Raw genomic sequence first — 23,420 nt, 5'->3', positions numbered from 1 at the left:
CCGTCGGCATTCCTGAACCCCTTTCAAAGAAGAGAGACCACCATGACCAACTTCGTCCCCACCCCCACCGTTCCCGCGCCGGACATCGTCCGCTGCGCCTACCTGGAACTGGTGGTCACGGACCTCGCCAAGTCCCGCGCGTTCTACGTGGACCTCCTCGGCCTGCACGTCACCGAGGAAGACGAGAACGCCATCTACCTGCGCTCCTTCGAGGAGTTCATCCACCACAACCTGGTGCTGCGCAAGGGCCCGATCGCCGCGGCCGCGGCCTTCGCCTACCGGGTGAAGTCGCCGGCCGAGGTGGACGCCGCCGAGGCTTACTACAAGGAATTGGGCTGCCGGGTCGAGCGCCGCAAGGAAGGCTTCACCAAGGGCGTGGGCGACTCCGTCCGCGTGGAGGACCCGCTGGGCTTCCCGTACGAATTCTTCTACGAGGTGGAGCACGTGGAGCGCCTCACCCAGCGCTACGACCTCTACAGTGCGGGCGAACTGGTCCGCCTGGACCACTTCAACCAGGTCACGCCGGACGTCCCCCGCGGCCGCAAGTACCTGGAGGACCTCGGCTTCCGCGTCTCCGAGGACATCAAGGACTCCGACGGCGTCACGTACGCCGCCTGGATGCACCGCAAGCAGACCGTGCACGATACGGCCCTGACCGGCGGCAACGGCCCGCGCTTGCACCACATCGCCTTCTCCACCCACGAGAAGCACAACATCATCCAGATCTGCGACAAGATGGGCGCCTTGCGCATCAGCGACCGGATCGAGCGTGGCCCCGGCCGCCACGGCGTGTCCAACGCGTTCTACCTCTACATCCTGGACCCGGACGGCCACCGCGTGGAGATCTACACGCAGGACTACTACACCGGCGACCCGGACAACCCCACGGTCACCTGGGACGTCCACGACAACCAGCGCCGCGACTGGTGGGGCAACCCCGTGGTCCCGTCCTGGTACACCGAGGCCTCCCTGGTCCTGGACCTGGATGGCAATCCGCAGCCGGTTATCGAACGCACCGATGCCTCCGAAATGGCCGTCACCGTGGGGGCCGACGGATTCTCCTACACCCGCCCGGAAGGCGCTGCCGCCGAGGGCTTCAAGCTGGGAGCCCAGGTCTAAATCATGCTGGACGCGAAGACGATCGAGGCCATCGCCGATGAGCTCCTGGAGGCGGGCCGGAACCGCAAGCCGGTACCGCGACTCACCGCCCGCTACCCCGAGATGACGGTGGAGGATTCCTACGCCGTGCAGCAGCTGTGGCGGCGCCGGAACGAGGAAGCCGGGCGCACGCTGGTGGGCCGGAAGATCGGCCTCACGTCCAAGGCCATGCAGGCCGCCACAGGCATCACGGAGCCGGACTACGGGGCCATCTTCGATGACATGGTGCTCGACACCGGCTGCTCGGTGCAGTGGGACAAGTACACGCACCCCCGGGTGGAGGTGGAGCTGGCGTTCGTGCTCAAGGACGCGCTCAAGGGCCCGGGCTGCACCATTTTCGACGTCCTGAGCGCCACGGACTACGTGGTTCCGGCCCTCGAGATCCTGGACTCCCGGATCGAGATGGAGGGCCGGACCATCGTGGACACCATTGCGGACAACGCCGCGATGGGCGCCATGGTGGTGGGCGGGCGCCCGGTAAGGCCCGACGCCGTTGACCTCCGTTGGGTCTCGGCCATCCTCTACAAGAACCAGACCGTGGAGGAAACCGGCGTGGCCGCGGGCGTGCTGGACCACCCGGCCAACGGGGTGCACTGGCTCGCCAACAAGCTCGCGCCGCACGGCGACGGCATGAAGGCCGGCGACATCATCCTGGCGGGCTCGTTTACCCGCCCGCTCTGGGTGTACAAGGGCGATACCGTCCACGCCGACTACGGACCCCTGGGAGTTGTCACGTGCCGATTCGAATGAGCCGTACGTTTTACTCCGCGCTCGGGGAGGCGGACCGGCCGTTGGCCGGCATGTGGGTGTGCTCCGGCAGCCCCCTGGTGGCCGAGATCTGCGCCGGCTCCGGCCTGGACTGGCTGCTGATCGACGCCGAGCACAGCCCCAACGGGCTCGAATCGATCCTCGCCCAGCTCCAGGCCGTGGCCGGCTACCCCGTCCAGGTCATGGTGCGGCCCCCGGTCAACGACACCGTGCTCATCAAGCAGTACCTGGACCTGGGCGCGCAGAACCTGCTCATCCCCATGGTGAACTCGGCGGCTGAGGCGGAGGACGCCGTCGCTGCCGTCCGCTACCCGCCGCTCGGCGTCCGCGGCGTCGGTTCGGCTCTGGCCCGCGCCTCGCGGTGGAACCGCATCCCGGACTACCTGGCCCGGGCCTCGGAAACCATCAGCCTCACGGTCCAGATCGAGTCAGAGGCAGCGGCATCGGCCGTGGAGGAGATCCTGGCGGTCGACGGTGTGGACGGCATTTTCCTGGGCCCGTCGGACCTCGCAGCTTCCATGGGCCTGCTGGGACAGCAGGAAGATCCTTTGGTGAGGGCCGCCGTCGAGCACTGCCTTGCCGCCGCCCGAGCGGCCGGAAAACCCGCCGGCGTCAACGCGTTCAACGAGGCCACGGCGCGGGCGTATCTCGACGCCGGAGCGTCGTTTGTGCTGGTCAGCGCGGACGTGGCGATGCTGGCGCGCGGCAGCGAGCAGCTCGCGGCAACATTTGTTCCCAAGACCGAGGAAACGCCCGACGCCGGTCCGCGCGGGAGCTACTGACGCCCGCTACTTCCGCGCCATGAACCACTCGGTGAATTCGCGGGCGCGGCCGTCCGGGGCGAAGCGGATGACCCAGAGATTGTCGTAGGTGGGCTCGCCGTTCAGGTACGTGGTGAGGCCCTGCACGAAGGCAACATCGCCGTCCTGGCCCAGCAGGGTCCACTCGAAGGTCCAGTCATGCGGCTGGTCCCCGGCCTCAATCCACCCCTCCACGATCTCCCGGTGGCCACGCCATGGGGATTCGGCGTTCGGCCGCGTGGAGTACACCGCGTCCTCGGTGAACAAGGCCCGGATGTCATCGGGTTCGTTCGAGGTCCATGCCCGTTCGTATCGGTCCATCCAGGAATTCACGTCGCTCATGCCTCCGTTGTACTCCCGGAGGCGGACGGGTTCAACGGTCCGCGAGGATGGGGGCAGGCTACGCCGTCCGCACCAGGCCCCGGCTCGCCCGCCGGATATGGTCCGGGGTGAGCCCCGTCAGCGAGGCAAGTTCGAGGTCATCGCAGGCCTGTGTGCGGAGGGCCATGACGATCAGCGCCTCCCTGCGCTCGATGATCTGGCCGCGATGCCTTTCGGCCGCCTTGAGTTCCTCGCTCTTCGCCTGCAGCGCCGCCAGATGGGCACTGCGCGAGACGCCGCTGAGGTGCAGTTCGTCATAAGCCAATCCGATGGTCCGGACTGCGCGCATGTTTTCCCCGGTCACCGCGGAAATCGTGGCCAGCGCGAGCCCGTCTTCCAGCGCCTGGGCGATCATTTCGTTGCGGGCCGCAGTCAAGGTCCGGATGGCGCTGGACGCGTGGGACAGGAGCTGGCGCTGCGCGGCGAGGGCATGCGTCAGCTTGGCCTGCTCACCGGTGGCAGCGGCTTGGGGCCGTACCGGGGACTTGGCCCGGTAGGTGTAGCGGCCCGTGGCCGAGCGGCCCTGAAGGGATGCGGATTGGGCTGGCATTGGCTCCCTTTGGGGTCTCTCACGAACGTCTTGAGCTATGAATCTAGGCTGCGTTCACCGGACCGGGGAAATACCAATACCGAGTGAACCCATAAGTGAAGTGCATGGAACTGACCCATCTGGGGCAGAAGAAGGCCGAAACCACGCTGGGGGCACTGTTGACCGCCCGACGGTCATAAGGCGCCCTTATTGATCCACGCACATTAGGTCTTATCCAGAGCGTCCGCCGATCCCTAGTCTCGAAATGGAGATACGCGAATCCGCGCGTCCCGAGTTCCACGTTTCTGGAGGAGACAATGTCCGACTATCTGCCGGCGTCGAGGGTCACCCGCATCAAGTCCTCAGCCAGCGTCGCGGCTGCCGCCCGCGTCCGCGAACTACGGGCTGAAGGCATCCCGATCATCGACCTGACCGTCGGCGAGCCGGACTTCGACACCCCGGACCACATCAAGGCGGCCGCCATCGCGGCGATCAACGCCGGCGAAACCAAGTACACCTCGGTGACTGGCACGCCGGAACTGCAGACCGCCATCCTCCGCCGGATCGAGAGCCACACGGGCGTGCGCTACGAGCCGAACCAGCTGACCATCGGCGGCGGCGCGAAGCAGGTCCTCTACGTCGCCCTCATGGCGTCGCTCAACGAAGGCGACGAGGTCATCGTCCCGGCGCCCTACTGGGTGTCCTACCCGGACATGGTCCTCGCCAACGACGGCACCCCGGTGATCGTTTCCTGCGGCGAGGACACGGGCTTCAAGCTCACACCGGCGGCACTCCGTGAAGCCATCACGCCCAACACCACATGGCTCATCCTCAACGCCCCGTCCAACCCCACGGGCGCCGTGTACTCCAGGGAAGAGCTGCAGGCCCTGGGCGCGGTCCTCGAGGACCACCCCCACGTCTTCATCCTCACCGACGAGATCTATGACGAAATCCACTTCGGCGACGGCCGCGTCACCAGCCTGGTCACGGCCGCCCCCGCCCTCCAGGACCGCATCCTGCTGGTCAACGGCGTCTCGAAGGCCTACGCCATGACCGGGTGGCGCCTTGGCTACGGCGTGGGCCCGGCCCCCTTGATCGCCGCGATGAACAAACTCCAGTCGCAGACGTCCTCGTGCCCGTCCTCCATCAGCCAGGCCGCGGCGGCCGCTGCCCTGGCGGGCGAGCAGTCGTTCGTCCGCGACAGCGTGGAGGTGTACCGCAAGCGCCGGGATGCCGCCGTCGAGGGCCTCAACGCCATCGACGGGCTGTCCGTCGCTCCCGCCGACGGCGCCTTCTACGCGTACGTGAACTGCGGCGGCGTCATCGGCAAGACCGCCTCGGACGGCACCGTGATCGGGAACGACCAGGACTTCACGCTGTACCTGCTCGACGCGGCACGGGTGGCCGTCATCCAGGGCTCGGCCTACGGACTGGGCCCCTACTTCCGGATCTCCTTCGCCACGTCGTTGGAGACCATCAACGCCGGCGTGGATGCCATCCGCGAAGCCGTCAGCGCCCTCAACTGAGCCCGTCGGGCGCCCCACCGAATCCAGACCACCAGAAAGTTGCAGGAAATGATCCACGTTAAGACCAAGTTCGAGCGTCCCGACGTCGACGTCGTCAGCCGCCTTGCCAAGTTCTCTTCCGCCACCATCCACGAAGCCCAGGGCCGCCGCGGCGCCTTGAGTTCCAAGATCAAGCCGATCGACCGCTCCATGTCCTTCTGCGGCCCGGCCGTGACCGTGGCGTGTGCCCCGCAGGACAACCTCATGCTCCAGGTGGCCATCCACTATGCGCAGGCCGGCGACGTGGTCCTGGTGGGAGCACAGGAATTCACCGACGCCGGCACCTTTGGCGACGTCCTGGGCAACGCCATGAAGGCCAAGGGCATCGCAGCCATGGTGACGGACTCCGGCGTGCGTGACACCCAGGACCTGATCGAGCTGGGCCTGCCCGTCTTTTCCGGCAGCGTCTGCATCAAGGGCACCGTCAAGGAGACCCTCGGCCCCATCAACCACCCGCTGGTCTTCGGCGACGAGATCATCTACCCGGGCGACATCCTCCGCGGCGACGCCGACGGTGTGGTGGTGGTCCGCCGCGAGGAGGCCGAGGAAGTCATCGCACTGTCCCAGGCCCGCGACGACCACGAGCGCGAACTCATCAAGCTGTACCACGACGGCGGCAACACCATCGAGCTGTGCGGCCTGACGGACAAGCTGAAGGCCAAGGGGCTCCTGGTCGAAGACTGAACACGTAGCCAGGGCCGGTCACCGCACGCGGCGGCCGGCCCTCTGGCGTGCCCATCCCCGGACCGGACCGGCCCGCCGAGGCGGGCACAACCCCCGGACCGGACCGGCCCGCCGAGGCGGGCACAAAGAAGGCGCCTTGCCGGTGGCAGGGCGCCTTTTGTGCTGCTGGCTTGGGGAAGGTACGACGGCGGTGGATCAGTCAAGTCCAGAGTGTCCCGGCCGGGTATCCACCAGATGCCATTCGATGCTGGTTCCCGCGTGCGCGGGCATCAGGCTGCCTTCAAAGACGAACAGCGGTTCACCGATGCCGCCCAAGGGACGCCAGAAACCATTCCGCGGGCAGTGGAATCCGGTTCGTGCGCTGATCGTTCCGCGGGTTGGATTCGAAACCCATCCGGTGGTGCTGATCTTTTTCACGGTTGTTTCCTTTGAACAGGCCCGCGGAATCCGTGAGCTGCTTTCGAATTACTTGTTAATTCGATATTAGGAAATTAAACCGGCCTTGAATAAGACCAAAGCTGTCTGTCCAGATAAGCGTTTGTTATGGATGGGCCGGCAACTGGACCGGGTCCGTCCCGTACTTGGTGATCAGCTGTTGATGCAGCATCTCCTTGACCAGGATGAGCACGGCCGAGGCGGCCTCGGACAGTGGTTCGTGGTCCGGGGTGCACAGCGCGATCTTGCTCTGAAGCCCGGGCTCGACGATCCGCAGCACCTTGAAGTTCTCATCGGGGAACAGCGCGTCAGCGGCGGATTTCGGCAGGACCGTGGCCCCGAGGTTCGCCCGGATGAGCCGGATCAGCGACGGCACGGACTCCACTTCACCCACAAGCTTCAGGGGCAGCCCCTGCTCGGACAGGCCCTTCTCGATGATCTGCCGCAGGGTGTGGTTCTTCTCGGGGAGGAACAAGCCCACAGTGCTGGCTTCTGCCAGGGTGACCGTGTTCTTGCCATGGGAAATGTCCACGTCCGGGTGCACCACCAGGTGCAGGTCCTCCACGATCATGGTGGTGAACTGCACGCCACGGATCTTCCCCGGCTCGTAGATCAGGGCCATGTCCAGGCGGCCGTTCTTGATGGCTTCACTCAGTACGCCGCCGAAGATCTCCGTCAGGTGCACCACGATGCCCGGGTAACGCCGGCCCACCTCGCGGATGATCTGCGGCGTCAGGCTGGATGCCATGCTGTAGGGCGCGATGGCGATGGACACCCGTCCCGACGGCGCCGCACCGGAGGCCGCGACGTCCAGCCGCGCCTGTTCCACCAGGCGCAGGATGGTCTGCGCGTGCCGGTACAGGGTGTGCCCTGCCGCCGTGGGCTCGACGCCTTGCTTGCTGCGGATCAGGAGGCGCTGCTTGAGGTCGTTCTCCAGCGAGGACACCTGTTGGCTGAGGGCCGGCTGGGCGACGTGGAGGGCGGCAGCGGCCTTGGTGATGCTCCCCGAGTCCACGATCTGCACAAAGTATGAGAGCTTCCGAGTGTCCATTGCTCCGCCTTCCTGTGGGCCTTCAGCCGGCCCGTATGCCATAAGGAAATTCTATGTAGGGACACACATTTCGTCTTTGTGTGACTTGCCTCTCAGCGACTACTTTGAGATCCACATCCCCTTGGTGGCATTTCCCAACTATCGGTGACTTTCTTGATTCCTACCCATCAAGAAAATCCCAATGTTCAAATATAGACGCATTCAGCACGCCGCCGCACAAACCGTTCATTCAGGAAAAGAGCACCCTATGAGATTTTCCCGCAAAGCACCCGTCGCTGCCACCGCCATCTTCGCCGCCTCGGCATTCGTCCTGTCCGGCTGCGGCGGCAATGCCGGCGCCCAGTCCAGCGGCTCGGCAAGCTCGGGCGAAGTCAACCTGATCGCTTACTCCGGCGTGTGGCAGGACCAGTACAACGCCGCCGTCGTCGAGCCCTTCAAGGCGAAGTACCCCGACATCAAGATCAACTACGTCTCCAAGCGGTCCTCCGCGGAAATGCTCAGCGCACTGCAGGGCCAGAAGGGCAACCCGGCCACGGACGTCGCCATCATGGACAACTCGGTCTCGGAGAGCGGCAACACCCAGGGCCTGTTCGACAAGGTCGACGCAACGGCAGTGCCGAACCTGGCCAATGTGCCGGACAAGTTCAAGAACAAGGACGGCTACGGTCCCGTGGTCATGCTCGACGCCGTCGGCCTGGTCTATGACACCGCCACCTTCCCCAAGGCCCCCGAGAGCTGGAACGTCCTCTGGGATCCGGCCTACGCGGGCAAGATCAACGTCAACGCGCCGCCGTCGCTCTTGGGCCTGTCCCTGACCGCCATCACCTCCAAGATGCAGGGCGAGGACTACACCAAGGGAATCGACGCCGCGGTGGCCCGCCTCAAGGAACTGGCGCCGTCGGTGCAGACCTTTGCCCCCAACCCCGATGAGTACCAGAACGTCATCACCGGCCAGACGGTCCTGGGCCTGGGCCAGAACGCCCGCGGCCAGTTCTACAGCGATCAGAGCAACAAGAAGATCGGCGTGACCTTCCCCAAGGAGGGGACGGTCTTCCAGATCAACACCGTGAACCTCGTGAAGAACGCCCCGCACTCGGCAGCGGCCAAGACGTTCGTCAACTACGCCCTGTCCGCCGAGGCCCAGTCGGCGTTCGCCAAGGCCCTGTTCTACGCGCCCTCCGTCAGCAACGCCACCTTGCCGGCCGAGGTCAAGCAGCGCGTTGTCCCCACCGACGGTTCCCTCAACATCGTGCCGTTGGACGTCACTTTCCTGTCCTCCGCCCGCGACAAGTGGACCGACACGTGGAAGCGCCAGATCATCACCAAGTAGCCGCTCGGATGACCGTCACCGCGTCCCCGATCCAGGAGAACCGAGAACCGTGAACTCAAAATTGTCGATCATCGACCTGACCAAGAGGTACGCCCCCGGCCTCGACCCCGCCGTGGACCGCCTCAACATGAACGTGGAGGAAGGGCACCTGGTGGCCCTGCTGGGCCCCTCCGGCTGCGGCAAGACCACCACCCTGCGGATGGTCGCCGGCCTGATGGACCCCACAGCGGGCTCCATCGTGGTGGATGGCAAGGAGATCACCCACACGCCGGTGAACCAGCGCGGCATGGGCATGGTCTTCCAGTCCTATGCGCTCTTCCCGCACATGAACGTGGCACAGAACGTGGCCTTCGGACTGCAGATGCGCAAGGTCCCGGGTGCCGAACAGGCCAAGCGGGTCGCCGAGGCCCTGGACATGGTCCAGCTGGGCCACCTGTCCAAGCGGCGGGTCAAGGAACTCTCCGGCGGCCAGCAGCAGCGCATCGCCCTGGCACGCGCGCTGGTGGTGGAGCCGACCCTGCTGCTGTTGGACGAGCCCCTATCCAACCTGGACGCGAAGCTGCGGGAGACCATGCGCAGCGAAATCCGCTCCATCCAGCAGCGCACCAAGGCCACCACGCTCTTCGTGACCCACGACCAGGACGAGGCCCTGGACATGGCGGACCGCATCGCGGTGATGAACGGAGGCCTGATTGAGCAGTTCGGTTCGCCCACCGACGTCTACGAGCGGCCGCAGACAAGGTTCGTCGCCAACTTCATCGGCCAGGCCAACTTCCTCACCGCCGACATCCTCTCCGAAAACGGTGCCGCGGAGAACGGCGAGCGGTTCTACAAGGTGAACGTCGAGGGCCTTGGCCGCTACGGCGCCGTCGGTGCGCCGGGCCTTGGCGGCACTACGCACGAACTGGTGATCCGGCCGCACCGGCTCAAGGTCTCCCTCCAGGCCCCGGAAGGGGACACGGCCGGTGACAACACGATCGCAGGAACCATTGAGCACGTCAGCTACACCGGCGACACCTTGGGCTACTCCGTCCGCGTCGGCGAACAGCACATCAATGCCCAGTTGCTGACATCCAGCGCCGAGGTTCCCCGCCGCGGGGACACCGCGTTCCTCTCTTGGGATGCCTCGGATGCCTACATCATCCCCGGCACCTCCAAGGGATCGCCGCGATGACGGGCACCCAGACCGAGCAGCTGCAGCTCCTGCAGCCGGGCGGGCAGGAGGGGGAACTCGAGAAGGCCAAGCGGACCCGGGACCGCCGCACCTACCTGGCGCTTCTCCTGCCCGCGGTCCTCGGACTGCTCGTCAGCTTCGTCTTCCCCCTCGCCTACATGATCCGGATGTCCTTCAACAAGGGCGCGCCCGATGGTGTGGTCATCGAGACGTTCACCCTGGACACCTACATCCAGCCGCTCACGGATCCCTACTACTGGCGGGTCACCCTGGAGACGTTCCAGATGGGCGTGGTGGTGGGCCTGCTGTGCGTGCTGGTCTCCTACCCCGTGGCGCTGTTCCTCGCCCGGACCACCAGCAAGTACAAGGGCCTGCTGATCGCCATTGCCATCGCCCCGCTGCTCACCTCCGCGGTGGTCCGGACGTACGGCTGGATGGTCATCCTCGGCACCAACGGCCTGGTGAACTCGTCCCTGGAGGGCATGGGCCTGATCGATGCGCCGCTGAAGCTCACCAACAACATGACCGGCGTGACCATCGGCCTGGTGGAGATCTTCATGCCCTACGCCATCCTGGCCATGATTTCCGGCTTCGGACGCCTCAACCCGCAGCTCGAAGAAGCCGCAGGATCGCTCGGGGCCAGCAAGCTGAGCGTCTTCACGAAAGTGGTGCTGCCGCTCAGCCTGCCGGGAATCCTCACGGCCTTCCTGATGGTCTTCGTCCTCTCGATCAGCACCTTTATCACGCCGCGGCTCCTGGGCGGCGGCAGCGTGCAGGTCCTGGCGACCGAGATCTACGACCAGACCACCGGCCTGCTCAACTGGCCGTTCGCGGCAGCCCTGTCGGTCATCCTGCTGGTGCTGTTCGGCCTGATCATCGCGGTCTACCAGCGCCTCACCAAGAGAATCGGAGGTTGATGATGAGCGAAGTCCGTCTTTTCAAGCCGCGTTTCAACGTGGCGAAGCCTGCTTTTGGAATTCTTGTTTTCCTGCTTTATCTGTTCCTGCTGGCGCCTTTGCTGATTGTCTGCGTCATTTCCTTCGCCTCCAACCAGTACCTTTCTTTCCCGCCCGAGGGTTTCACGCTCAAATGGTATGAATTGCTTCCCCAGGAAAGCACGTTCATGGCCGGAATGCAGGTCAGCCTGATTGTCGCCGCCATTGTGACGGTGATTGTGCTGGCCATCGGGGTGCCTGCCGCCCTGGCCCTGGACCGTTTCGAGTTCAGGGGCAAGGGCGCGGTGCAGTCGTTCTTCCTCTCGCCCCTGCTGATCCCCAGCATCGTGCTGGCGCTGGGCATGGTCCTCCTGTTCGGGCCCCTGCACCTGAACAACACGTACGCCGGCATCATCATCGGGCACGTGGCCGTGACCTTCCCGTTTGTCGTCAGGACCACGCTCATGAGCCTGGCCACCACGGACACCTCGTGCGAGTCCGCGGCCCGGATCCTGGGCGCCGGATCGTGGACGGTCTTCCGCCGCGTCACGCTTCCGATCATCCAGCCGGGCGTCATCGCGGGCGGCGTGATCGCCTTCATCGTGTCCTTCGACGAGGCCGTGATCTCGCTGTTTGTGGCCGAATCCGGGCTGCCCACGCTCCCCGTCCAGGTACTGCGCTACGTGGAGAACTCGGCCGATGCCGCCGTCGCGGCACTGTCCGTGATCCTGATCCTCATCTCGCTCGTGGTGGTCATCATCGTGGAGCGCGTCATGGGACTCCGGAAGGCGCTCCGCTAGGGTTCCGCGCCTGCTGCCGGCCCGCCGTCGTCGACCTCCGCGCAGGGGCCGACGACGGCGGGCCGGCGTTGCGCTGTCCGCCTACCCGCCGCTCCGTTTCCGGAGACAGCGCCGGCCGGTGTGCCGCAGGTCATAACGGAGAACTATCCCGTGATACGGATTAGGTCTTTGTGCAAGGCAGTTCGCGGGTGCGAGACTTCTAGAAAGAACCCGGCAGTGCTTTGGATCACCAGGCAACCGCCAATTCCAGGAATTCGCATAACCTTCCCGTGAGGTAATTCTGCGCATTTCCGGACCCCATTGCAGAACCACGGAAAGAGAACCACGTGAACCCGACAATTGATCTTGTAGCGGATCTCGGAGAGGGATTCGGCGCCTACACCATTGGCGACGACACCGAGCTCCTGGAGATCGTTTCAAGCGCCAATATCGCGTGCGGGTTCCATGCCGGCGATCCGGACATCATGGATGCCACGGTTGCTGAATGTGTCCGCCGCGGCGTCGGCATCGGCGCGCATCCGAGTTTCCCCGACCTTCGGGGCTTCGGCCGCCGGGACATGGGCCTCACCGCAGCCGAGGTCCGCGCAGACGTGCTGTACCAGCTGGGCGCCCTCAACGGCTTCGCCTCATTCCACGGCACCAAAGTCACCCACCTTGCCCCGCACGGCCGGCTCGGAAACCTCGTGGCCGTCCGCGCCGACTACGCCCGGGCCGTGGCTGAAGCCGCCGCCCGCGTGGACAAGGAACTCATCGTGGTCGCCCAGGAAGGCGAGCTGGCCAAGGCCTCCCGTGAAGCCGGACTCGGTGTGGCGATTGTGGGCATCGTGGACCGCGCCTACCAGGAAGACGGCACGCTGGTTCCGCGCAGCCAGCCCGGCGCCGTACTGCACCATCCCGCCGCCATCGTGGAGCGGACCCTGCGCATGGTGTGCGAAGGCAAGATCCGCTGCGCGAACGGCGCAGACATCGAGATCGACGTGGACACGGTCCTTCTCCACGGGGACAACCCCGGTGCCGTGGAACTCGCCCGCCTGATCCGCTCGGAGCTCGTCTCCGCCGGCGTCCGCATTGCCCCGCTGGCCGAGGTCATGGACGCCAAGAGGAAGGCGGCCTGACATGTCCGTGCTCACAGCGGCTCCCACTGAGATCTACGAGTCCGGAGACTCCGCACTGCGCGTCGTGGCGATCTCGGAGGCCAGCGAGGACAACTGGCTCACCGTCCACCGCCTTGCCGACTGGCTGGAAAGCTGCGGGGCCGAAGGCCTCCACGGCGCCGTCCCCACGTACGATTCCGTGCTGGTGGAGTTCGATCCCGTCCTCGTCTCGGCACGCCAGGTGCGCGCCTTCGTCAAGCTCGGCCTCCTGGAGCTGGGACGGTCCGACGGCGGCGCTGCCGCACCCCGCGAGTTCGACGTCCCCGTGGTGTACGGCGGAAAATACGGCCCCGACCTGGAGAAAGTCGCCGAGCACCAGGGCATCTCCACCGAGGACGTCATCCGCCTCCACACCGACAAGACGTACACCGTCCGCTGCCTGGGTGCCCCCGCCGGCTCGCCCATGATGGACGGCCCCGCGTTCCCCAAGCCCGTTCCGCGCCTGAAGGATCCGCGCCTCAGCGTCCCTGCAGGGGCCGTGGCAGTGGCCGGACGCCAGGCGGTCATCGCTCCCGCAGTGGCTCCCGGCGGCTGGTGCGTCATCGGCCAGACCCCGCTCTCGGTCCTGAACATCCGCCGCGAACCCCTGGTCCCCTACAAGCCCGGCGACATCCTCCGGTTCCGGCAGATCCAGGCCGAAGCTTTCAACGACTACGCCGGCATGGAACTGGAACCCCGGCCATGAGCGGGCACATCCTCATCCAGCAGCCCGGAAACTCCGTGGTCACCGACCTCGGCCGCTTCCGCGGACCGCGCTTCGGGCTACCCGTGAACGGCGCCCTGGACCAGTACTCGGCCCGGGCCGCCAACATCCTGGCCGGCAACCTGGACAACGAGCCCCTGGTGGAGATCACGGCCCTCGACTTCCGGATGACGGCCAACGCCGACATCCTGATCGCCGTCACCGGCGCACCGTTGACACTCACCGTCGGCGGCCGCCCCTGCAGCCAGTGGGAACCGGTGTCCGTCCGTGCAGGGGAGGCCGTCTCCATCCGCGGCATCAACCGGGGCCTCCGGGCCTACCTTGCCATCCATGGCTCGATCGAGGCAGAGACCCTGCTGGACAGTTGCGCCCCGGACACCGTGGTGGGCTTCGGCCTGCAGCTCAAGGAGGGAACCACGCTCCTCACGCGCCGCAGCGTCACCCCCATGCGCCAACCGTACTTCGACCTTCCGCTCTTCCGGCTCGGCCTTGAACGGCCCAGCATGGGACCGGAACTGCTGGTGGAGGTCACGGATGGGCCGGACGTTGACGAGTTCGGCGCATCCGGCGAACTCCTCTTCACCTCGGAGTACGCCGTGAGCGGCCGCAGCAACCACATCGGCCTGCGCCTCGGCGGGGAACTGCCGGAAAGAACCTCCAGCGGCGAAGTGCTGTCCCGCGGAGTGCCGGTGGGCGCCGTCGAGGTTCCCTCCCGGGAAGAACTGCTGGTGCTGCACCGGGGGCGCGGCGTCACCGCCGGGTATCCCGTGCTGGCAGTGGTGACCAGTAACGGACTGGACGTCCTGGCCCAAGCCCGGCCGGGGGACAAAGTCCACTTCCGCAGAACCACCGTGGCGGAGGCAACCGCCGCCCACCGGCGCTCGCGGGCCCAGCTTGAAACCCTCCGCGAATCCGTCAACACCGTCTTCGGACTCCTCGGCATTGGATGCCGGCCCCAGTGGCAGGACTTACCGGTTGCGGCATGCAGCTAAATACCTGTCGTCAATCCCAGTAGGCGTTGCTACGCTCTTCTTCAGTAAGGAAATGTCATGACCGCAAGGACCAGCGCTGCACCAGTGCAGCATGATCGGCTCACGGGCCGCCAAACACGCAAGGTTGTCACCGCAGGCTGCGTGGGCATCTTCGTGGAACTGTACGACAACGGCATCTTCGCATTCATGGCAGGAACACTGGCCCTCGTGTTCCTGGCCCCGGGCAACCCGGACAACGCCCTGCTCTTCGTCTTCGCAGGCTATGCGGTGTCCTTCTTCGTCCGGCCGCTCGGCGCTGTGGTGTGTGGCTACCTCGGAGACCGGATCGGCAGGCAAAAACTGCTGGTCTTCGTGATCCTCCTGATCAGCGTGGCCACCGCGGGCATCGGGCTGCTGCCTGCCTACTCGGCCATCGGCATCGCAGCCCCCATCCTGCTGGTGCTGCTGCGCATGCTGCAGGGCTTCTCCGTGGGCGGCGAAGCTGCAGGCGCCATGACCTTCCTGGCCGAGCACGCCCCCGAAGGCAAGCGCGGCGTCATCACCTCCTACGCGCAGATCGCCTCCTTCGCGGCCCTGCTCACCGGTACCCTCGTGGCGTTCTCCATGTCCCCGTGGCTGACGCAGGCAGCCATCGACGGCGGCGGCTTCGGCTCCTTCGCCTGGCGCATTCCGTTCCTCGTGGCCATCCCCATGGGCGTCATCGGCTGGTACATCCGCAAGGCCATCGCCGACACCCCCAACTTCGTGAAGCTCAAGGAAGAGGGCGGCCTCTCCAAGAACCCGCTGAAGGAAGCCTTCAAGTCCGCCGAGCACCGCCGCGCCATGCTCCTGGCCCTCTTCATCCCGCTCATGAACGGCTCCGGCTACTACGTCCTCTTCTCCTACATGCCCACGTTCCTCAAGGGCAAGCAGCTGAACTTCACCATCGGCGAAGCCCTCCTGGTCACCGCCTGCAGCCTGGTCGTGATCTGCATCGCCATCCCGTTCATGGGTGCCCTGTCCGACCGCGTTGGACGCAAGAAGGTCATCGCCGGATCCGCCATTGCCATGGCTGCCCTCGGCATCCCCTCCTACGCCCTGATCGCCACCGGTGAAATGGGCTTGGCCATCCTCGGTGCCTGCATCATGGCAATCGTCTTCGCCGGCCACACCGCAGTCATCCACATCCTGATCGTCGAACTGTTCCCCACACGGGTCCGGTACTCGGCCTACGGCCTTGGCTACAACATCTCCTCCGCCCTCTTCGGCGGCACCGCACCGCTGCTCATGACCTGGTTGATTTCCAGCACCGGCAACATCTACATGCCGGCCTTCTACGCAGTCATCACGGCACTGGGCACGCTCATGGCCGTGAGCACCGTCAAGGACCGCGCCCACGAACCCCTGCGCGACGCCTAAAACACACCTGACCTCCGGGCAGTGCGCGGGCTTCCCGGCCCGGCGCACTGAGCCCTTCCGATTCCCCACCGTTTGGAGAACCAATGTCTTTTTCCGACTACACCACGGCCCTCGTCACCGGAGCCTCGACCGGCATGGGCGCAGCCATCGCCGAACGCCTCGCCAAGCGGGGCCTGACGGTGCACGCCGTGGCCCGCAACGAGGATCGCCTCGCCGAACTGGCAGACCGTACGGGAGCCATCCCGCACGTGGTGGACCTGACCGATACCGCCGCGCTGGCCGCCGTCGTGGGCGAACTCAAGGTGGACGTCCTGGTCAACTGCGCCGGCGTCTCCCGGCCCGGCAACATCCTGGACTCCTCCGAAGAGGACATCGACGAGCTGGTGGACGTGAACCTCCGCGGCCTGCTGCAGCTCACGCGCCTGGTCCTGCCGGGCATGGTGGAGCGCGATCTCGGCCACGTCATCAACATCAGTTCGATCGCCGGCACGTACAACTTCTACGGCCACACGGTCTACCACGCCACCAAGGCCGCCGTGCACCAGATCTCCCGCCAGCTCCGCAACGACACGGTGGGCAAGCGCATCCGCGTCACCGAGATCTGCCCCGGCCGGGTGGAAACCGAGATCTTCGGCCGCAACATGGGCGGCACGCCCGAGGCCATGGAAGAAGCGTGGAAGACCTACTACGAAGGCTACGAGTCGCTCACCACGGACGACATCGTCAACGCCCTGGACTACGCCATCGGGACGCCGCGCCACGTCAACGTGGGCATGCTGGAGCTCATGCCGACGTTCCAGGTCCCCGGCGGCCTGACGTTCGACCGGCGCTAAGGCGCCCCGCAGGTTCCGGTGGCATCACTCCTGCCACCGGAAGTACAAGCCGGCGGCCGCGTTGTCGCGGCCGCCGGCACCCGTTAAGGCGCGCTCTGTTGGGGGCCGGACGCCCAAAGCAGGCCCCGGCGTCGGCGGTTCAGTCCTCGTGCAGCGCCTGGGTCAGGTGGTGCGTGGGGATGCGGTCGCGGTCGTAGGTGATTTCGGTGTAGCCGTGCGGCTCGGGGCGGCCGTCGGTGCCGAGGTTCACGAACACGATTTCCTCGATGGTCAGGATGCTCTGGCGCGTGATCATGTTGCGGACCTCCGCGCGCATGGTCAGCGACGTCCGGCCGAAGCGCGTGGCCGTCAGGCCCATCTCGATCAGGTCGCCCTGCACGGCCGAGCTGACGAAGTTGATTTCGGAGATGTACTTGGTGACCGCACGGCCGTTGCCCAGCTGGAGGATGGCGTAGATCGCGGCCTCCTCGTCGATCCACTTCAGCAGGCTCCCGCCGAACAGCGTGCCGTTCGCGTTGAGGTCTTCGGGGCGCACCCATTTGCGGGTGCGGAAAGTGATGTCTGCCGATTCCATAATGCGAGACTAGTCGAGGCCGCGGCGGGGGCCGTAGTCGGTAACGGTGCGCTACGGGCGGGCCCGTCCTCGGCAGCGGAAGGTGTTGACACCGGTGCAAGGATGTTGGCATGTCCTTCTTTGACGACGTGCCCGTGCCGGACAGACCACGCCAGCCCGAGAATGTACCGCCGGCCTGGTCGGGGCCGCCGCCTGACGAACTGCCCGATGTGGTGTCGGTGGGACGGTTCCTCAAGCGCTCCGGGCAGATGGTGATGGCCGTGAAGAGCATCGAAGTCTTTTCGACGGGCTGTTGGATCAACCTTGTCTGGAGCGTGCGCAGGGCCAAGGAAACGGACCGGGAATGGAGCCTGTTGACCGGCCGGTCCTTTGACCATCCCCACCGGACGAATGCGTACCCCGACGACGGCGGCCTCCGGATCGGTGTCGCGTTCGCCGACGGGCGCAAGACAACCACCACGCACCTGCACCCCGGCATGTTTGACGGCACCGAACCGGTGGCCGGGCCGGTGCTGCTGCGCTCCGGTGGCGGAGGCGGCTCAAGCAGCGACAGCCATGCAGTGTCCAACAGCACGCTCTGGCTGTGGCCGCTGCCGGCCGAAGGTGACATCCGGGTTGTGGCGCAGTGGGATGACCTCGGCATGGCGGAGCAGTCAGTGGTGATCGAGGGCGGGCTCCTGGCGGAGGCTGCCCGCAAGGTGCAGAATTACTGGGCGACGTAGCGCGTCAGCCCCGCGTCCGTGAGGCTGCGGAGTCTTGCGGAGCGGGGCACGCCCCAGGCCCGCTACGCCATGGCTGTGTGCGAGGCGCTGTGCGAGTCGAGGGCCTTCGAGTAGCAGTACGAGCCGCTGACACCCACATACGGTCCGAAGTTGGGTACCTCGGCGAACCCGGCACTCTGGTAGAAGCTGCGCCCGTCCGATTGCGCCGAGCCCGCCTCGGCCGCGATCACCGTAAAGCCGTGCGCGTGCGCCTGGGCTTCGAGGGCGGCCAGGATGGAGCTCGCCACTCCCGAACCCCGCGCATACGGCACCACGTAGAGCCGCTTGATCTCCGCCGTCGTGCCGTCCAGCATCCGCAGCCCGCCGCAGCCCAGTGGCTGGCCCGAGCACTTTTCGTAGGCCACCACGAAGACGGCGGTATCGGCTTCCGAGGGCGCCGGGCCCGGCTCGTGCTCGGTGGTGCCGAAGCGGCCGTCCAGCTCGGCCTGCTGTGCGGCGCGGAGGTCGGCGCCCACCGGGTTGGCCCAGGTGACCTGCCTGATGTTAAGCCGTGGGTTGGTCTGCATCGCGAGCCTCTTTCGCCGGAGGGGTTATGCACATCAAGCCTAGGAAGCCGCGGTTACCGTGGTGTTTCCTTGGCGTAAGCGTCCGGAGAACTACGGGCTACCGACGTGCCTTGCGTTGCGAGGCCTGCTCTCTACGTCCTTTGGCCGGGCGGAAGCACGTAGGGCTGGCCCAGCAACGTCCCACCGCCCAATTAGAGGGCGTCGCCCGTGGGATCCTCCGCCGTCGGGTCCGCCATCGCGAGTCCGCCCACCGGCATCTGGTCCCAGTGCAGCACTTTCCATCCGGAGGCGGGATCGCCCTCCAAGGCCACGATGCCGGTGTTGGGCAGCTGGTGCGTTTCGGCAAAGCGGGTATCGATATCCTCAGCCCGGCGCCCGGCCCAGCAACGGATGGCCGCCCCGTGGCTCACGATCGCCGCAGTCGCATGCCCGGCCGCCGCGACCTTGTCCACCGAAGCGTCGAAGCGTGCAAAGAATGCGTGCCCGTCGAAGGCCCCCGGCATGCGGACGTCCAGATCGCCGTCGGTCCAGGCGAACACCGTGCTCATGTACCGGACGTGCGATTCGTGGTCCGTCTTCTTTTCGAGCGCGCCGGCTTCGATCTCGTGGACACCGTCCAGGACCTCAGCGTCCAGTCCCTTCGCCTTCGCCAGCGGCGCCGCCGTCAGCTGGGTCCGGAGCAGCGTGGACGTGTAGATGGCCTCGATGGGCTCGTCGGCCAGGGCGGCCGGAAGGGCCTCCGCCTGGCGTTGTCCAAGCTCGGTGAGTCCAGGGCCCGGGAAGGCCGTGTCCAGTTGGCCCAGGACGTTGCCGGGGGTCTGGCCGTGGCGGATCAGCAAGAGCCTCATGGCTGCTCAGCTCCTCACTTTGTCGCGGTCCGGGCGAACGGTGGAGGCGACGCTCCTGCCCGGTTGCTTTCAGCCAAGCAGCCGCGGCACCGGTGTCCGGAGCGACACGCCGGTTAAGCGCCGATGGCGGACCAGGGCACCCAGCCCCGGCCCGCCGTCGTGCGGTGTTCGGTCCTACTGCAGGTGGTTGACCAGCTGCTCGGCGATGCCGGTGTACTTGCCCGGGGTCAGCGCCAGCAGGCGTGCCTCGGCGTCGGCGGACAGGCCCAGGCTGGAGACGAACTCCTGCATGCGGGCGGCGTCCACGCGCTGGCCGCGGGTGAGGTCCTTGAGGCGCTCATACGGGTTTTCCATGCCTTCGACGCCGGCGATGGCTTCGGCGCGCATGACCATCTGAATGGCCTCGCCCAGGACTTCCCAGTTGGTGTCGAGGTCGCCCGCGAGGACTTCCGCGGCCACGTCCAGGGCTTTCAGGCCCTTGACGACGTTGGAGATCGCCAGCAGGGAGTGGCCAAAGGCCACGCCGATGTTGCGCTGCGAGGAGGAGTCCGTGAGGTCCCGCTGCCAGCGGGAGGTGACCAGGGTGGCGGCGAGGGTGTCCAGGAGGCCGTTGGAGATCTCCAGGTTGGCTTCGGCGTTCTCGAAGCGGATCGGGTTGACCTTGTGCGGCATGGTGGAGGAGCCGGTGGCGCCGGCAACCGGGATCTGGCGGAAGTATCCGATGGAGATGTAGCTCCAGATGTCCGTGCAGACGTTGTGCAGGATGCGGTTGAAGCGGGCAACGTCGGCGTACAGCTCGGCCTGCCAGTCGTGGCTTTCGATCTGCGTGGTCAGCGGGTTCCAGGTGAGGCCCAGGCCCTCGACGAAGGACTTGGCCACGGACTCCCAGTCGGCGCCCGGGACGGAGGCAACGTGTGCCGCGTAGGTGCCGGTGGCGCCGTTGATCTTGCCGAGGTATTCGGTCTTGGCGATGCGGGCCAGCTGGCGGTTAAGGCGGTGGGCCACCACGGCCAGTTCCTTGCCGAGGGTGGTGGGGGTGGCCGGCTGGCCGTGCGTGCGGGAAAGCATCGGGACGGCGCGGTTTTCCTCGGCCATCGCTTCGATCTGCTTCACCAAGGCGGTGGCGGCGGGCAGCCAGACGTCTTCCACCGCGCCCTTGATGCCTACGGCGTAGGAGAGGTTGTTGATGTCCTCGGAGGTGCAGCCGAAGTGCACCATGGCCGTGAGGTTCTCGATGCCGATCGCCGGGAGGCGGCGGCCGATGTAGTACTCCACTGCCTTGACGTCGTGGACGGTGACGGCTTCGATCTCGGCCAGTTCGGTGACCGATGCGGCGTCGAACTCGGTGACGATGGCGCGCAGCTTCGCGTTCTGCTCTTCGGTGAGAGGGCCGGCGCCCGGGAGAACGGACTGGCTGGTCAGGTGGATCAGCCACTCGACCTCGACGTGAACACGGTCGCGGTTCAGGGCGGCCTCGGACAAGTAGTCAACGAGGGGCGCGACGGCGGCGCGGTAGCGGCCGTCGAGGGCGCCGAGGGCGAGGGGTTCGGATGCGAGGGAAATACGAGCGGAATCAGCCATGGGCCCTATTCTTTCACGATCTGCAAGGGCCCCGGGAGTTGGTGACGGGCCGGCCACCCTGCCCAGCCGCCGGAACGCCTTGCGCAGCCTGGGCGCACACTTCCCCTCCACACGCGGGCGTCCGGCGGCTTGCGCGGGTCCTGACGGCGGCTTTTCCACATAGCCGACGACGGCGGTTCCGCCCCGCGGCGCCGCTCCGTAGCGTCTGATTCAGCACCACAGCCGGCTTTATCACCACACAACCGCACGATCCGGAGGAGCAGGACATGAGCGGCATCCTCACCCAGGCGGGCAGCCCGCCGGTTTTCGACCCCCAGGAATGCGCCTCGCGCGGCCATGAGGTCCAGCAGTTGGCCTGGCGAATGGCGGCCTGTGCGGACCGGGCGGACGCCGTGCTGGCCTCCCTGAGCAGGCTGCAATTGGAGCAGTGGCAGTCGCCGGCAGGCCGGGCCTACCGGACCACCATTGGCCTGCAGGCGGCATCCTTGCGCCGTGCCCGGGAAACGTTGGAGGAAGCTTCGGCGCTGGTGCTGCGGCACTCACGGAACGTGGTGGTCTCCGGGCGGGCGGGATTCTGATGGCCGAGGTGACACCGATCGGTTCCGGCGGCGCACCCCACCCCATGGCGCCGCCGCCGGACGGCACCCTGCAGATACGTGGCGGCGTGGGTGGAATCGCCTTCCAGTTCGAGGAACTTCTGGCCGGCGCGGCGGCCCTCGACGAGCTGCATGGCCAGCTCCAGGATATTGAAAGAGAAGCAGAAGCGGTGCGTCAGGCGTTGTTTCCGTACCAGGCGGATTCCTATGCCTCGGGCAGCAACGCCGTCAACGCCGTGGGGGAGGGCGGCAGGGAAGTGGGCCGGGTCCGCGATCAGTTGTATCGGATCAGCAGGGAGGTCAGGGCCAGCCATCGAGAGTACGAGTTCACTGAGGATCTCAACGCGCTCCAGTTGCGCGCGGGGCTGCGCAATCCGGCGCTCGAATCTGGCCTGCGCCCCGACAATTTCGGCAAATTCAGCCGCAGGGATGTGGCGGACAGCCTGGTCGCCCAGGCGCCCTTCATCATTGGAACGCTACTGGGGCTCCCGGCCGCTGCGCTCGGGTTCGCCACAACAATTGCCGGTCCCATGGACGTCCGGGCCACCCTGAAAGCCATCACCGGAATGCCCGGGTTCGGCTTCCTCAAACCGCGGCCGGTGACCGTGGAAAAGTCGGCATCGGGCGTCGAAACCGTGGACGCCACCATGGCGGCACAGCTGGAGCGCCTGGACACGTTTGGCAACAACAACACCCGCGGCGAAATCGAGATCCAGGAATTCAACCAAGACGGCATCAAGCGCTGGGTGGTGCTCATCCCCGGAACGCAGCACGAGGACGAAATCGGCGGCAGCAACCCGCTGGATGAGGCTGGCATCGTGGACGGGCTCGGCTACGACTCGGCCGAAACCAATGCCGCCATCCTGGAAGCACTGCACGCGGCCGGCGCCAAGGCCGGCGAGCAGGTAGTCGCCATCGGGCACAGCCAGGGCGGCATCCACGCGATGAACCTGAGCCAAGACAAGGCGTTCCTTGCCGAGTTCGATCTGAAGTATGTGCTGACGGCCGGTTCGCCGGTCGGAGGCATTGAGGCCGAGCCGGGAATCAGCAGCCTGCACCTGGAGCACGAGCAGGACTGGGTGCCCGGTGCGGACGGCCTGCCCAACGCTGACACGAAGGAACGGGTTACGGTAACGCTCACCAACGACGTCGCCACACCGGAAGGCGAAGACCCCGGACTCGGTCCCGGCCACAAACTACAGAATTACGCGGACGGAGCCAGGCTCGTATCCGCCAGCTCGGACCCCTCGCTCATGGCCTCCACCGCGGCGTTCGCGGGGGTGGCCGGGGCCGGCGGCGTGGCCACCGTGACGCGTTTCAAGCTCACCCGGGAACCGGCGCAGGCCCAGGCCGCTGCACCGGCCCGGTCCCCGCTTCCGGAGACCCGCTCCGGGGCAGGGCCCCGGTAGCCGCTCAGCGCTTGCGGGCTCCGGGAATCCAGCCGGCCAGCATGCTGATGATGCTGATGATGATGGCGGCCAGGACAGCGGTCCAGAAGAAGGTGTCGATGGTCAGGTGGACCGGCGTGTAGCTGCTCAGCCACGAGGTCAGGTACAGCATGGCCGCGTTGATGATGATCGTGAACAGGCCCAGCGTCAGGATGGTGACGGGCAGGGACAGCAGCTTGACGAGCGGCCGGACGATGGCGTTGACCAGGCCGAAGATCAGCCCGATGAACAGGTAGGCCAGGACCACTCCGAGGGTGTCAGTGCCCTGGGTGATGCCGGCGTCGGCCACGGCACCTGTGGTGGCCGAGGTGGTGATGTCCATCCCGGGCAGCAGCCAGCTGGCAATCCACAGGGCCAGGCCGTTGATAAGGACACGCACAATGAATGAACCCATG

The 23,420-nt window shown here is 66.4% G+C and carries 26 protein-coding genes; 17 read left to right on the top strand and 9 right to left on the bottom strand.

The features are described 5' to 3' along the window. Nucleotides 1-42 precede the first annotated feature (42 nt). Genes hpaD through NVV90_RS20080 form a run of 3 tightly spaced genes read left to right on the top strand, consistent with a single transcriptional unit; the run spans nucleotide 43 to nucleotide 2,708 of the window. Nucleotides 43-1,119, top strand: a complete 1,077-nt coding sequence (gene hpaD / locus NVV90_RS20090) for a 3,4-dihydroxyphenylacetate 2,3-dioxygenase (RefSeq protein ID WP_258438998.1) — start codon at nucleotides 43-45, stop codon at nucleotides 1,117-1,119. Nucleotides 1,120-1,122: 3 nt separating this feature from the next. Then, on the top strand, nucleotides 1,123-1,908 hold the full coding sequence (gene hpaH / locus NVV90_RS20085; RefSeq protein ID WP_258438997.1) for a 2-oxo-hept-4-ene-1,7-dioate hydratase: 786 nt from the start codon (nucleotides 1,123-1,125) through the stop codon (nucleotides 1,906-1,908). After that, a complete protein-coding gene (locus tag NVV90_RS20080) occupies nucleotides 1,905-2,708 on the top strand; it encodes an HpcH/HpaI aldolase/citrate lyase family protein (protein ID WP_396125326.1) in 804 nt (267 codons plus the stop codon). The genes hpaH and NVV90_RS20080 overlap by 4 nt, the downstream gene beginning before the upstream one ends. Before the next feature lie 6 nt (nucleotides 2,709-2,714). Here NVV90_RS20080 and NVV90_RS20075 read toward each other — a convergent pair whose 3' ends face one another. After that, nucleotides 2,715-3,068, bottom strand: a complete 354-nt coding sequence (locus tag NVV90_RS20075; protein WP_258438995.1) for a nuclear transport factor 2 family protein — start codon at nucleotides 3,066-3,068, stop codon at nucleotides 2,715-2,717. A gap of 58 nt (nucleotides 3,069-3,126) precedes the next feature. Next, the gene (locus NVV90_RS20070; RefSeq protein ID WP_258438994.1) at nucleotides 3,127-3,657 is read right to left on the bottom strand and encodes a hypothetical protein; all 531 of its coding nucleotides are present in this window, start codon (nucleotides 3,655-3,657) and stop codon (nucleotides 3,127-3,129) included. A gap of 296 nt (nucleotides 3,658-3,953) precedes the next feature. On the opposite strand from NVV90_RS20070, the gene NVV90_RS20065 reads away from it, so the two are divergent. Continuing rightward, the gene (locus NVV90_RS20065) at nucleotides 3,954-5,162 is read left to right on the top strand and encodes an aspartate transaminase (protein ID WP_258438993.1); all 1,209 of its coding nucleotides are present in this window, start codon (nucleotides 3,954-3,956) and stop codon (nucleotides 5,160-5,162) included. A 48-nt stretch (nucleotides 5,163-5,210) separates the two neighbouring features. Further along, entirely contained in the window at nucleotides 5,211-5,885 is a 675-nt protein-coding gene (locus NVV90_RS20060) for a 4-carboxy-4-hydroxy-2-oxoadipate aldolase/oxaloacetate decarboxylase (protein WP_258438992.1), read from the top strand. Between the two features lie 195 nt (nucleotides 5,886-6,080). Here the strand turns inward: NVV90_RS20060 and NVV90_RS20055 are convergent, their stop codons facing one another. Together NVV90_RS20055 and NVV90_RS20050 are read right to left on the bottom strand one after the other, a co-directional pair. Beyond that, the gene (locus NVV90_RS20055) at nucleotides 6,081-6,302 is read right to left on the bottom strand and encodes a hypothetical protein (protein WP_258438991.1); all 222 of its coding nucleotides are present in this window, start codon (nucleotides 6,300-6,302) and stop codon (nucleotides 6,081-6,083) included. Between the two features lie 124 nt (nucleotides 6,303-6,426). After that, nucleotides 6,427-7,371, bottom strand: coding sequence for a LysR substrate-binding domain-containing protein (locus NVV90_RS20050; RefSeq protein WP_258438990.1), 945 nt, complete (start codon nucleotides 7,369-7,371; stop codon nucleotides 6,427-6,429). Between the two features lie 247 nt (nucleotides 7,372-7,618). Between NVV90_RS20050 and NVV90_RS20045 the strand changes: the two genes are divergently transcribed. The 9 genes from NVV90_RS20045 (at nucleotide 7,619) to NVV90_RS20005 (ending at nucleotide 16,690) form a co-directional block, all read left to right on the top strand. Next, the gene (locus NVV90_RS20045; RefSeq protein ID WP_258438989.1) at nucleotides 7,619-8,701 is read left to right on the top strand and encodes an ABC transporter substrate-binding protein; all 1,083 of its coding nucleotides are present in this window, start codon (nucleotides 7,619-7,621) and stop codon (nucleotides 8,699-8,701) included. A gap of 49 nt (nucleotides 8,702-8,750) precedes the next feature. Further along, nucleotides 8,751-9,875: an ABC transporter ATP-binding protein gene (locus NVV90_RS20040; RefSeq protein ID WP_258438988.1), complete on the top strand. Its 1,125-nt coding sequence runs from the start codon at nucleotides 8,751-8,753 to the stop codon at nucleotides 9,873-9,875. Next, entirely contained in the window at nucleotides 9,872-10,792 is a 921-nt protein-coding gene (locus NVV90_RS20035) for an ABC transporter permease (RefSeq protein ID WP_258438987.1), read from the top strand. The genes NVV90_RS20040 and NVV90_RS20035 overlap by 4 nt, the downstream gene beginning before the upstream one ends. Further along, complete coding sequence (locus tag NVV90_RS20030) at nucleotides 10,792-11,610, top strand: ABC transporter permease (protein ID WP_258441246.1); 819 nt, start codon at nucleotides 10,792-10,794, stop codon at nucleotides 11,608-11,610. The genes NVV90_RS20035 and NVV90_RS20030 overlap by 1 nt, the downstream gene beginning before the upstream one ends. A 326-nt stretch (nucleotides 11,611-11,936) precedes the next feature. Next, the gene (locus NVV90_RS20025; protein ID WP_258438986.1) at nucleotides 11,937-12,725 is read left to right on the top strand and encodes a LamB/YcsF family protein; all 789 of its coding nucleotides are present in this window, start codon (nucleotides 11,937-11,939) and stop codon (nucleotides 12,723-12,725) included. Between the two features lies 1 nt (nucleotide 12,726). Next, nucleotides 12,727-13,449 (top strand): allophanate hydrolase subunit 1, encoded by a 723-nt coding sequence (locus NVV90_RS20020; RefSeq protein ID WP_258438985.1) that lies wholly within the window; start codon nucleotides 12,727-12,729, stop codon nucleotides 13,447-13,449. Beyond that, a complete protein-coding gene (locus NVV90_RS20015) occupies nucleotides 13,446-14,459 on the top strand; it encodes a biotin-dependent carboxyltransferase family protein (RefSeq protein WP_258438984.1) in 1,014 nt (337 codons plus the stop codon). The genes NVV90_RS20020 and NVV90_RS20015 overlap by 4 nt, the downstream gene beginning before the upstream one ends. Before the next feature lie 57 nt (nucleotides 14,460-14,516). Continuing rightward, a complete protein-coding gene (locus NVV90_RS20010) occupies nucleotides 14,517-15,857 on the top strand; it encodes an MFS transporter (RefSeq protein ID WP_258438983.1) in 1,341 nt (446 codons plus the stop codon). A gap of 83 nt (nucleotides 15,858-15,940) precedes the next feature. After that, the gene (locus NVV90_RS20005; protein WP_258438982.1) at nucleotides 15,941-16,690 is read left to right on the top strand and encodes an SDR family oxidoreductase; all 750 of its coding nucleotides are present in this window, start codon (nucleotides 15,941-15,943) and stop codon (nucleotides 16,688-16,690) included. A 139-nt stretch (nucleotides 16,691-16,829) separates the two neighbouring features. Here NVV90_RS20005 and NVV90_RS20000 read toward each other — a convergent pair whose 3' ends face one another. Beyond that, nucleotides 16,830-17,264, bottom strand: a complete 435-nt coding sequence (locus tag NVV90_RS20000; RefSeq protein ID WP_258438981.1) for an acyl-CoA thioesterase — start codon at nucleotides 17,262-17,264, stop codon at nucleotides 16,830-16,832. A 110-nt stretch (nucleotides 17,265-17,374) separates the two neighbouring features. On the opposite strand from NVV90_RS20000, the gene NVV90_RS19995 reads away from it, so the two are divergent. Further along, a complete protein-coding gene (locus NVV90_RS19995; RefSeq protein ID WP_258438980.1) occupies nucleotides 17,375-17,986 on the top strand; it encodes a hypothetical protein in 612 nt (203 codons plus the stop codon). 62 nt (nucleotides 17,987-18,048) lie between these two features. On the opposite strand, the gene NVV90_RS19990 is transcribed toward NVV90_RS19995, so the two are convergent. The 3 genes from NVV90_RS19990 to purB all read right to left on the bottom strand — a co-directional run bounded on the left by NVV90_RS19990 (nucleotide 18,049) and on the right by purB (nucleotide 20,981). Beyond that, complete coding sequence (locus tag NVV90_RS19990; RefSeq protein ID WP_258438979.1) at nucleotides 18,049-18,552, bottom strand: GNAT family N-acetyltransferase; 504 nt, start codon at nucleotides 18,550-18,552, stop codon at nucleotides 18,049-18,051. A 191-nt stretch (nucleotides 18,553-18,743) separates the two neighbouring features. Further along, entirely contained in the window at nucleotides 18,744-19,400 is a 657-nt protein-coding gene (locus NVV90_RS19985; protein ID WP_258438978.1) for a histidine phosphatase family protein, read from the bottom strand. A gap of 174 nt (nucleotides 19,401-19,574) precedes the next feature. After that, nucleotides 19,575-20,981, bottom strand: coding sequence for an adenylosuccinate lyase (purB, locus tag NVV90_RS19980; protein ID WP_258438977.1), 1,407 nt, complete (start codon nucleotides 20,979-20,981; stop codon nucleotides 19,575-19,577). Nucleotides 20,982-21,247: 266 nt separating this feature from the next. On the opposite strand from purB, the gene NVV90_RS19975 reads away from it, so the two are divergent. Both NVV90_RS19975 and NVV90_RS19970 read left to right on the top strand, forming a co-directional pair. Then, a complete protein-coding gene (locus NVV90_RS19975) occupies nucleotides 21,248-21,559 on the top strand; it encodes a hypothetical protein (RefSeq protein ID WP_258438976.1) in 312 nt (103 codons plus the stop codon). After that, nucleotides 21,559-22,986: a hypothetical protein gene (locus NVV90_RS19970; protein WP_258438975.1), complete on the top strand. Its 1,428-nt coding sequence runs from the start codon at nucleotides 21,559-21,561 to the stop codon at nucleotides 22,984-22,986. The genes NVV90_RS19975 and NVV90_RS19970 overlap by 1 nt, the downstream gene beginning before the upstream one ends. Nucleotides 22,987-22,990: 4 nt before the next feature. On the opposite strand, the gene NVV90_RS19965 is transcribed toward NVV90_RS19970, so the two are convergent. Beyond that, nucleotides 22,991-23,419: a phage holin family protein gene (locus NVV90_RS19965; RefSeq protein WP_258438974.1), complete on the bottom strand. Its 429-nt coding sequence runs from the start codon at nucleotides 23,417-23,419 to the stop codon at nucleotides 22,991-22,993. Between the last annotated feature and the right edge of the window lies 1 nt (nucleotide 23,420).

This window comes from Arthrobacter sp. CJ23, assembly GCF_024741795.1.
Lineage (GTDB): Bacteria > Actinomycetota > Actinomycetes > Actinomycetales > Micrococcaceae > Arthrobacter.
This window is presented reverse-complemented; position numbering and strand designations above follow the sequence as displayed.

Coding starts and splice junctions, on each gene's coding strand:
- NVV90_RS20080 (WP_396125326.1), top strand. CDS start 1,905: ATGAGCCGTACGTTTTACTCCGCGCTCGGGGAGGCGGACCGGCCGTTG.
- NVV90_RS19990 (WP_258438979.1), bottom strand. CDS start 18,552: ATGCAGACCAACCCACGGCTTAACATCAGGCAGGTCACCTGGGCCAAC.
- NVV90_RS20015 (WP_258438984.1), top strand. CDS start 13,446: ATGAGCGGGCACATCCTCATCCAGCAGCCCGGAAACTCCGTGGTCACC.
- NVV90_RS19975 (WP_258438976.1), top strand. CDS start 21,248: ATGAGCGGCATCCTCACCCAGGCGGGCAGCCCGCCGGTTTTCGACCCC.
- purB (WP_258438977.1), bottom strand. CDS start 20,981: ATGGCTGATTCCGCTCGTATTTCCCTCGCATCCGAACCCCTCGCCCTC.
- NVV90_RS19970 (WP_258438975.1), top strand. CDS start 21,559: ATGGCCGAGGTGACACCGATCGGTTCCGGCGGCGCACCCCACCCCATG.
- NVV90_RS20005 (WP_258438982.1), top strand. CDS start 15,941: ATGTCTTTTTCCGACTACACCACGGCCCTCGTCACCGGAGCCTCGACC.
- NVV90_RS20050 (WP_258438990.1), bottom strand. CDS start 7,371: ATGGACACTCGGAAGCTCTCATACTTTGTGCAGATCGTGGACTCGGGG.
- NVV90_RS20060 (WP_258438992.1), top strand. CDS start 5,211: ATGATCCACGTTAAGACCAAGTTCGAGCGTCCCGACGTCGACGTCGTC.
- NVV90_RS20000 (WP_258438981.1), bottom strand. CDS start 17,264: ATGGAATCGGCAGACATCACTTTCCGCACCCGCAAATGGGTGCGCCCC.
- NVV90_RS20035 (WP_258438987.1), top strand. CDS start 9,872: ATGACGGGCACCCAGACCGAGCAGCTGCAGCTCCTGCAGCCGGGCGGG.
- NVV90_RS19995 (WP_258438980.1), top strand. CDS start 17,375: ATGTCCTTCTTTGACGACGTGCCCGTGCCGGACAGACCACGCCAGCCC.
- hpaD (WP_258438998.1), top strand. CDS start 43: ATGACCAACTTCGTCCCCACCCCCACCGTTCCCGCGCCGGACATCGTC.
- NVV90_RS20070 (WP_258438994.1), bottom strand. CDS start 3,657: ATGCCAGCCCAATCCGCATCCCTTCAGGGCCGCTCGGCCACGGGCCGC.
- NVV90_RS20030 (WP_258441246.1), top strand. CDS start 10,792: ATGATGAGCGAAGTCCGTCTTTTCAAGCCGCGTTTCAACGTGGCGAAG.
- NVV90_RS19985 (WP_258438978.1), bottom strand. CDS start 19,400: ATGAGGCTCTTGCTGATCCGCCACGGCCAGACCCCCGGCAACGTCCTG.
- NVV90_RS19965 (WP_258438974.1), bottom strand. CDS start 23,419: ATGGGTTCATTCATTGTGCGTGTCCTTATCAACGGCCTGGCCCTGTGG.
- NVV90_RS20010 (WP_258438983.1), top strand. CDS start 14,517: ATGACCGCAAGGACCAGCGCTGCACCAGTGCAGCATGATCGGCTCACG.
- NVV90_RS20075 (WP_258438995.1), bottom strand. CDS start 3,068: ATGAGCGACGTGAATTCCTGGATGGACCGATACGAACGGGCATGGACC.
- hpaH (WP_258438997.1), top strand. CDS start 1,123: ATGCTGGACGCGAAGACGATCGAGGCCATCGCCGATGAGCTCCTGGAG.
- NVV90_RS20045 (WP_258438989.1), top strand. CDS start 7,619: ATGAGATTTTCCCGCAAAGCACCCGTCGCTGCCACCGCCATCTTCGCC.
- NVV90_RS20020 (WP_258438985.1), top strand. CDS start 12,727: ATGTCCGTGCTCACAGCGGCTCCCACTGAGATCTACGAGTCCGGAGAC.
- NVV90_RS20065 (WP_258438993.1), top strand. CDS start 3,954: ATGTCCGACTATCTGCCGGCGTCGAGGGTCACCCGCATCAAGTCCTCA.